Raw genomic sequence first — 7,944 nt, 5'->3', positions numbered from 1 at the left:
CTCCTGTACCTGCCGTAACCAACTTTCAAATCGCGGGTCTTGCAAGCTCTGCCGGCAGCGCAGCAAGGTCCACTGCCCCACCTTGGAGAACTCCAGGGGCCGCGTTGAGGTCGCGCCGACCCACAAGCCCCACAGCGTCCAGTACCAATCATTGATCAGCGCATAGAGGCGGCAGCGGGCGTAATCGCACTCGCGACACTCACCGGCCCAGGCCTTGATGCCGTCACGCCACTGGCTTTCAAAGGCATACAACTCGTTGAGGCTGACGGCCACGTCGTACCACGGGTCAAAGCAACCAGCGTAGTCGAAGTCGATCAGTTGCAGCGCGCCGCCGGGGCCGATCATCACATTGCTCGCCAGCCCGTCGCCGTGCAAGGGCACGCAGGTGCCAGGGCTCAATTGCAGCGCGGTCCAGGCCAGATCGATGCAGGTTTCAATCCACCCATGATCAGCGGGCAGGCCCACGCCGTCACGGCTGCACAGCTCACGCAGGTGCTGGATATCCTGCAACGGCGAACGGTTGAAGCCCGGTGAGGTGCCGACGTGCAACTGCCGCTTCAAGGCCCACAGCGCTTGCAGGCGCTGGGGTTGCAGTAACTCATCGAGCCGTGCCCAACGCCACTCGTGGGCCGGCAAGGCATCCAGCAGCAGCACGCCGGCAGCCACATCCACCAGGCGCACGCCGGGGGTCACGTCACAGTCAGCCGCCAGTTGGGTGGCGCGGCCGGTGCGCTCTATGTCGATCAGCGCACGCATATCGTCGTGCAGCACTTTGGCGTAGCACTGGCCCCAGGGCGCCGTGAGGTGAAAGCCGGTCCACTCGGTGGCCAGGCGTATCGGCGAGGCGATACCGGCAGTGCCGTCCGAGACCTCGACATGGGCAGACAGGCCGGCGGACTCCAGGGCGCCCATCAGGCGCGACAGTGCGTAGGAACAGTTGGACATGTCGTCCCTCACCGGTAAGCGTTGGGGGAAGTACAGGCGCAATGCAGCAGCGCGGTCAGCATCTGCAGGCCGGTGCGCATGTCGCGGTCATGGGTGAGTTCCGCCTCGTTATGGGACACGCCGTTGCTGCTCGGAATGAACAACAGGCATGCCGGGTAATGCCGGCCGAGGCTGATGGCGTCGTGGCCGGAGACCGTGACAGTGTTGCCGACCGCCAGCCCCAGTTGTTGACCGACACCGTAGGCCAATTCGGCAAAACCATGGTGTAACGCGATGGGCGCACGCAGGGCGCGGCTTTCGACTTCGTATGTGGTGGCGGTCGATGCAGCGACGGCCTTGAGGCAGGCATCCAGCCGATAACCGGCAACCGCCAGCAATGCCGTGTCCGGCGAGCGGTATTCCACATGCAAGGTGACGCGCGAGGGCACCACGTTCGGCGAGTTGGGGTAAATTTCCAGGCGCCCTACCGAGCTGTGAAACTGCAGCCCGTGCACGTCCGCTTCGGCGCGCACGGTGGTTATCGCATGCGCCGCCGCGAGCAAGGCATCTTTGCGGGCGGCCATCGGGGTTGGGCCGGTGTGGTTCTGTTCGCCGTCGAAACGGATACGCTGCTTGAGCGCCGCCCAGGTTTCACGCACTACGCCGATGTCCAGGCCTTGGCTTTCCAGACCGTCGCTTTGTTCAACGTGGATTTCCACATAACCGGCCACATCCAGTTCAACCAGGCCGTCCCCCAGATAGCCGATCGCTTGCAGCGCATCTTTGAGACGAATGCCGTCGCCATCGCGGCATTCCCAGGCTTCGTGCAGGGCCAGGTCGCCGGTAAACACGCTGCTGCCGATCAGGCTGGGTTGAAAGCGCGCGCCTTCTTCGTTGGTCCAGTTCACCACCGCCAGGTTGCACGCCGGGGTTTCGCCGCGCTCGTGCAGTTGGCGCGCCAGGCTGGCGATGGCGACTGCGCCAGCCAACACCCCATAGATACCGTCGAAACGCCCCGCGCTGGGCTGGCTGTCCAAGTGCGAGCCGCACAGCACATAGGGGGCGTCCGGGTTGAAGGTGATCAGCCCGAACAGATTGCCGATGGCGTCTACGCGCACGTCGAAACCGCGCTCACGCAGCCACGCGCTGAACAGGTCGCGCACCGCACCGTCTTCGGCCGATGCGGCCAGGCGGTGCAAACCACCTGCCGGTGTCGCACCGATGGCTGAGCTGTCGCGAAACAGCGTCTCGAAGGCCTCGACGTCCGCCTCACTGGGAGACAGCCACTCAGGGGTAAAGGATGTCGACATGGGCGTGCTCCAGGCAGGTCGCAAACTCCGCGGACGGAGGACGATTGGTGACCAAAGTGGTGATGGCGCTGAACGGCAGTGTGTTGATGAACGTGCGATGGCCGAACTTGGCGTCGTCCGCGAGGATGACGCTGCGCAGGCAATGTTGGGTCAGGGTGCGGCGCAGCAGCGCCTCGGGCTCCTGGTAGTCCATGAAGCCCAGCTGCAAGTCCACCGCGCCGATGCCCATGAAGGCGATGTCGTAGTGAAACTGCCGGACAAATTCCAGGGTGTGGGCGCCGATCAGCGCATTGTCATTACGGCGCACATCACCGGGCACCACCAGCACCTGATTACTGCTTTGCTGGGTGATCAACTGCGCGATGTCCAGCGAGTTGGTGATGATGCGCAGTTGGCTGAAACCAATCAATTGCTGGGCCAGGGCCAGGGTCGAGGTGCCGGTATCGAGAAACAGCACCATGCCCTCGCTGACCAGTTTGGCACCACAGACTGCCATGCGGGTCTTGGCCTGGGCCTTGATGCGGGTGCGCACTTGCAGCGGTTGTTCTTCGTTCAGCCTGGGCAAGATCGCGCCGCCATGGATGCGACGCAACTTGCCGGCCTCCTCCAGGTATTTGAAGTCGCGGCGAATGGTTTCTTCGCTGACGAACAGCGCTTGCGCCAGGTCCGACGCCTTGACGCGCTGATGTTGGGTGAGCATGAGCATGATTTCGTCGAGACGCGGCTGATTGAGCATAAAGGATGCATTCCAAGGCAAATTCGAGCCGTCAGTATCGCGCGCTTTGCGCCCACCACGGTACGCGGCATGCACCGGTCCGGCGGGGGGCAAAGGACGACTGACGGCGATTGATCGGGTCACGTTTACCTCTCACTCATCGGGGTGTGAAAGGGCAGAAACACTACAAAAGGATCTGTCCAGGGCAGGCCTCTAACGAGCCGGCTCCACGGGGCAATCAGGCACTACAACAACAGCGGCGGCAGGTGCTGGTCCCAAGGCGCAATGGCTTCTACTGCGGCGCAGAACTGCAACACCTGGGCGTCGGCAAAGCGCGGGCCGACCACTTGCAAACCAATCGGCAAGCCGCTCGGGCTGAAGCCGCAAGGCAGGCTCGCAGCGGGGTTGCCGGTGATATTGAACGGGTAGGTAAAGGGCGTCCAACGTGCCCAGGGCACCGCGCCGTCCGCGCCCGGCCAGCCTTCGGGCGCGACCTGGTCGGCGGCGAACGGCAGGGTTGGCAGGGTGGGCAGCAGCAACACGTCATAGTCGTTGAACAGCGCGTGCACCTGGTTGGCGAAGTGCGCCCGTTGTTGCACGGCCTTGAGGTAGTCACCGAGGTCGTAATCGCCCGCGCGCTGGATCAGCGCGGCAAAGCCTGGGTCCAGTTGGTCGAGGCGATCCGCCAGGGCTTTGCCGTAGGCAATGCCGCGTCCGCCGACCCACAAGGTTTCGAATGTGGCGAGTGGGTCCTGCCAGTCCAGCGTCAAGGTGGTCACGGTGACCGGCAAGCGTTCCGCCAGGTTGTACACGACGGCTTCGACGCTAGCGGCAATGATCGGGTCGACCGGGGTGTTGAACAATGTCGGGCAATACGCCACCCGCAGCGGCCCCAGTGGCTGGTCGCAGCGCGCAAGGCAGGATTCGGTCAATGCGGGCAAGGCCTGATGATCCAACGGATCCGGCCCGGAAAGGATGTCGAACAACAAAGCGCTGTCGCGCACCGTGCGCGTGATCGGCCCGGCATGGCTGAGCATTTCGGTGGCCGACCAAGGCCAGGTCGGAATGCGGCCCAGTGAACCTTTCATGGCAAACGCCCCGCAGAACGCGGCCGGAATGCGCACCGACCCACCGCCATCGGAACCCAGCGTGCCCGGCACCAAACGGGCCGCCACGGCAATCGCCGAGCCGGAGCTGGAACCACCGCTGGTGAGCTGTGGGTTCCAGGGATTGCGCCCGTTGCCGAACACACGCGAGGTACTGGCGCCGGTCCAGCCGAATTCAGTGGTGGCGGTTTTGCCGAGGATGATTGCACCGGCGTCCTTGAGGCGGCGAATGATCGGCGCATCCTGGCTGGGCACATGCTCAAGGCCGGTCAACGAGCCTCGGGTGGTGCGCAGGCCGGCGGTGGAAAACAGGTCTTTGATCCCAAAGGGCACGCCATGCAGCGGGCCACGCAACAGCCCTGCCCTGGCCTCTTCGGTCAGCACTTGCGCTTGCGCCAATGCCGAGTCGGCGTACACGTCGCCAAACGCATTGAGTGTGGGATTGTGGGTTTCGATTGCGTGCAGGCTTTGCTCGACCAGGTGTACCGCAGACAGCGTGCCCGCGCGAATGGCCTCGGCAGCGTCGATCACAGTGGGCATCAAGAGGTCTGTGTTCATTGAGTATCCTGGGCCGTCTGCACATGAGTCCGGTGGGTACGTCAATAAACGCCCGAGCCTGGGGGCGTGTCAAGTGGGTTTTGTTGGCTATGTGGTTTTTGTGTGCTTTGTTATCAGTTCCACGCCACGATCAATAAACCCGCGCCCAATACCAGGCACAAGGGTGAATAAAAATAGGTGTCCAAACGGGCAAATCGTGACCCGCTCACTTTCTTGAAAAAACCCACCAGTTCCGAATCGCCAATCGCCCTGGCGAACATCACCAAGGCAATCGCACTGATGCCCCATTGCAGCGCGCCGTGGGACACCGGCGAAAAGTACAACCCGGCACGCAGGCACACCAGCAAGGCAATCGCCACCAAGCCCATCGCTACCAGAAACGTGCCCAGTGCCGACGGTTTGAACGCCGGCCGTGGCCCCTGGGCGAACTCGCCGGGCAATTCGGGAATGGCGGCCAGGCTGCCGAGCTTGCCGCCGGCGGCCCAGTACAGATGCACCATGCTGATGCAGGTAAAAATCGCGACGATCCAGCGTGCGACGAAAAAGCTCATGGCAGGCGCTCCCTTAAATGTGCGAATGAGGATAGTCGGCCTGAGATTTTTTGTAGGCATTTCGTCGGCGGCTGATGGTAAAGTGCCGCCCCATGAAAATCGCCCGTGCCGACCGCTCACTCATTGCCTGGATGCTGTATTGCTGCGTCCTGTTCAATGTGTTCGCGTGCAGTATTGGACATGGGCAGATGCTGGGCATGCAGCTCAACGGCATCGGCGGCCAGTTTTGTACGGTCGACCCGCGCACCCAGGCGCCGGCACAGAACAACTCCACCGACGAGAACCTGCCAACGCTGTCCAAGGCGTTCGGTTGCCCATTGTGTTCGACCGGCGGCATGGGGCCAGCACTCAGTTCCAGCCTCAATGTGGCGGTGTTGCCCCAACCGCACGCGCCGCCGCCAGCGGTGGTGCTTGCCGCTGATATTCCTGCCCGCTTCACCTGGCCCACGGCCAACCCGCGTGCGCCTCCCGTTTTCGCCTGATCCCTGCGCTTTCTGATCTGCATCGACCACCGCTCCCTTTAGGACTGCGGAGGACTGTGCGTTGTTTTCAAGCCAAGATTTTCAGGATTCAACCATGAAACATTTACCCTTGTTGGCGGGCCTGTTCGGCTGCCTGCCTGTCTGTGGCTGGGCGCTCGAGCTGGCCCCCACCACCATTGATGGCGAACAAACCAGCGAACCGGGCCTGGCCCTGGACCAATCCAGCGGCACGGCGTCACGCCTGGGTTTAAGCGTGCGCGAAACCCCGGCGTCGGTGGCCATTGCCAACCGCAACGACATTGAGCGCCATGGCGCAAAAACCTTCCGCGATGCGGCCAACACCTTGCCCGGCGTCAACGCCAGTGCGCCGCCGGGGTTTGGCGGGTTTGTGTCCTATCGTGGTTTTACCAGCAGCCAGATCACCCAGATGTTCAACGGCATCAACGTCGCCACCGGCCTGGCGCGGCCGGTGGATGCATGGATCTATGACCGGGTTGAGCTGGTCGGCGGCCCCTCCTCCCTGATCAACGGCGCCGGCTCAGTGGGCGGCTCGCTGAACTACGTGACCAAGCTTGCCACACGCGAGGAACAAGCCGCCGAAGGCCAGCTCACCTATGGCAGCTACGACACTGCCGGCATGGCCTTTGGCCTCAACCATGCCCTGACCGAACCCGGTGCCGAGGTGCAGCACTACGCGCGCCTGGATGTCAGCCGCAACACCAACCACAGTTACATCGACCGCGACCAGCGCGATGCCTGGAGCCTGGCGTTCTCCTTGCTCAGTGACCTCACCCCCAACCTGTCCCACACCCTGGCCCTGGAATACCAGGATGAACATGAGGACAGCCCGTATTGGGGCACGCCGGTGCTCAACCCCAAGGCTGGTGAGTTGAAAATCGACAAGCACAACCGCTTCAACAACTACAACGTCGCCGATGGTCGTTACGAGCAACGCACGATCTGGATGCGTTCGATCATCGACTACCGGATCAACGACAGCACCACACTGAAAAACACGCTGTATCACCTGGACAGCCAGCGTGACTACCGCAACCTGGAAACCTACCAGTACAACGCCGACAACAGCGCGGTGAACCGCTCGACCGCCTACCAGGTACGCCATCAGGGCGAACAGCACGGCAACCAGTTCGAGCTGCGCCATGACGACAGCCTGTTCGGCCTGTCAACCACCTGGTCCGGCGGCTTCGAGTACAAGGTCAACAGCACCACCAATAACCCGTTGAATGTGCCGGGCAACAGCACGGTAGACCCGAACAGCTACAACCCCGGGCACTTCTATGGCATTCCGGGCACCCGGCCAGGTTTTATCAAAGACAAGACCAACGAGGTCACCACCAAAGCCTTGTTTGTGGAAAACCGCTTGGGCCTCACTGATAAACTCTCGCTGCTCACAGGACTGCGTTACGACGCCATCGACCTGGATGTGACTAACCATCGCGTGATCACCGCCACCAACCCACGGCACTTCAAGCGCAGTTGGGAGCCGGTCACCGGCCGCGTGGGCCTGACGTATCAGTTCATCCCATCGGCCAATGTGTATGTGCAATACAGCACCGCAGCGGAGCAACCTTCCACCACCACTCAAGTGTTCGACGTGTCGACCGGCAAACAGTGGGAAGTCGGCAGCAAGTTCGACTACCTCGACGGTCGCGGTTCGGCCACCGTCGCCGCCTACAGGATCGAGCGCAAGGACTTTGCCGTCACCGACCCGCTGGACCCGAACAACAGCATTCCGGTGGGTGCGCAGACCTCCAAGGGCATCGAGTTGGCCAGTTCGTTACGCATCACGCCACGGCTGCTGGCCGAAGGCAACTTTGCCTGGGTGGACGCCGAGTACGATGACTTCAACGAGAAAATCGCCAGCGGCGCAGTGGTATCGCGCAAGGGCAATACGCCCACCAACGTGCCCAAGCGCGTGGGCAACGTATGGCTGACGTATGACGTTGCCGAGGACTGGCAAGGCGGTGTGGATGCGCGGTATGTGGCCCAGGTGTATGCCGATAATGCCAATACCCAGACGGTGCCGGCCTACACGCTATTCGGCACGTTCCTGCGTTACAAAGTGGATTCACATACCTCGGTGACCGGGCGGGTACGTAACCTGACCAATGAGGTGTATGCAGAGTTTGCGCATGTGTCGCCGGCTTACTATTTGGGCGCGCCACGGACGTTTGAGTTGGCGGTACAAACCCGATTCTAAACCTGGAATAGAGAACCAAATGTGAGAGCCGGGCTTGCCCGCGATGGCGGTGTGTCAGTCCTGTATCTGTCTCTTAT

The 7,944-nt window shown here is 62.2% G+C and carries 7 protein-coding genes; 2 read left to right on the top strand and 5 right to left on the bottom strand.

Going from position 1 to position 7,944, the window contains the following annotated elements:
- The 5 genes from FEM54_RS18450 to FEM54_RS18430 form a co-directional block, all read right to left on the bottom strand.
- Nucleotides 1-945: phosphotransferase family protein (locus tag FEM54_RS18450; protein ID WP_138452366.1), on the bottom strand; the 945-nt coding region annotated here is incomplete at its 3' end.
- A gap of 8 nt (nt 946-953) precedes the next feature.
- On the bottom strand, nt 954-2,234 hold the full coding sequence (locus FEM54_RS18445) for a Zn-dependent hydrolase (protein ID WP_099550119.1): 1,281 nt from the start codon (nt 2,232-2,234) through the stop codon (nt 954-956).
- Nucleotides 2,212-2,970: a DeoR/GlpR family DNA-binding transcription regulator gene (locus tag FEM54_RS18440; protein WP_138452364.1), complete on the bottom strand. Its 759-nt coding sequence runs from the start codon at nt 2,968-2,970 to the stop codon at nt 2,212-2,214. Before FEM54_RS18440 ends, FEM54_RS18445 begins: the two co-directional genes overlap by 23 nt.
- Nucleotides 2,971-3,194: 224 nt before the next feature.
- Nucleotides 3,195-4,595, bottom strand: coding sequence for an amidase (locus FEM54_RS18435; RefSeq protein WP_171045861.1), 1,401 nt, complete (start codon nt 4,593-4,595; stop codon nt 3,195-3,197).
- 131 nt (nt 4,596-4,726) lie between these two features.
- On the bottom strand, nt 4,727-5,164 hold the full coding sequence (locus tag FEM54_RS18430; protein WP_017134614.1) for a DUF3995 domain-containing protein: 438 nt from the start codon (nt 5,162-5,164) through the stop codon (nt 4,727-4,729).
- Nucleotides 5,165-5,256: 92 nt separating this feature from the next.
- Here FEM54_RS18430 and FEM54_RS18425 point away from each other — a divergent pair, with 92 nt between their 5' ends.
- Nucleotides 5,257-5,646, top strand: a complete 390-nt coding sequence (locus tag FEM54_RS18425) for a DUF2946 domain-containing protein (RefSeq protein WP_017134615.1) — start codon at nt 5,257-5,259, stop codon at nt 5,644-5,646.
- A 94-nt stretch (nt 5,647-5,740) separates the two neighbouring features.
- The gene (locus FEM54_RS18420; RefSeq protein ID WP_138452360.1) at nt 5,741-7,867 is read left to right on the top strand and encodes a TonB-dependent receptor; all 2,127 of its coding nucleotides are present in this window, start codon (nt 5,741-5,743) and stop codon (nt 7,865-7,867) included.
- Nucleotides 7,868-7,944 lie beyond the last annotated feature (77 nt).

The organism is Pseudomonas edaphica (assembly GCF_005863185.1).
Classification (GTDB): Bacteria; Pseudomonadota; Gammaproteobacteria; order Pseudomonadales; family Pseudomonadaceae; genus Aquipseudomonas; species Aquipseudomonas edaphica.
This window is presented reverse-complemented; position numbering and strand designations above follow the sequence as displayed.

Coding starts and splice junctions, on each gene's coding strand:
- FEM54_RS18430 (WP_017134614.1), bottom strand. CDS start 5,164: ATGAGCTTTTTCGTCGCACGCTGGATCGTCGCGATTTTTACCTGCATC.
- FEM54_RS18435 (WP_171045861.1), bottom strand. CDS start 4,595: ATGCCCACTGTGATCGACGCTGCCGAGGCCATTCGCGCGGGCACGCTG.
- FEM54_RS18425 (WP_017134615.1), top strand. CDS start 5,257: ATGAAAATCGCCCGTGCCGACCGCTCACTCATTGCCTGGATGCTGTAT.
- FEM54_RS18420 (WP_138452360.1), top strand. CDS start 5,741: ATGAAACATTTACCCTTGTTGGCGGGCCTGTTCGGCTGCCTGCCTGTC.
- FEM54_RS18440 (WP_138452364.1), bottom strand. CDS start 2,970: ATGCTCAATCAGCCGCGTCTCGACGAAATCATGCTCATGCTCACCCAA.
- FEM54_RS18445 (WP_099550119.1), bottom strand. CDS start 2,234: ATGTCGACATCCTTTACCCCTGAGTGGCTGTCTCCCAGTGAGGCGGAC.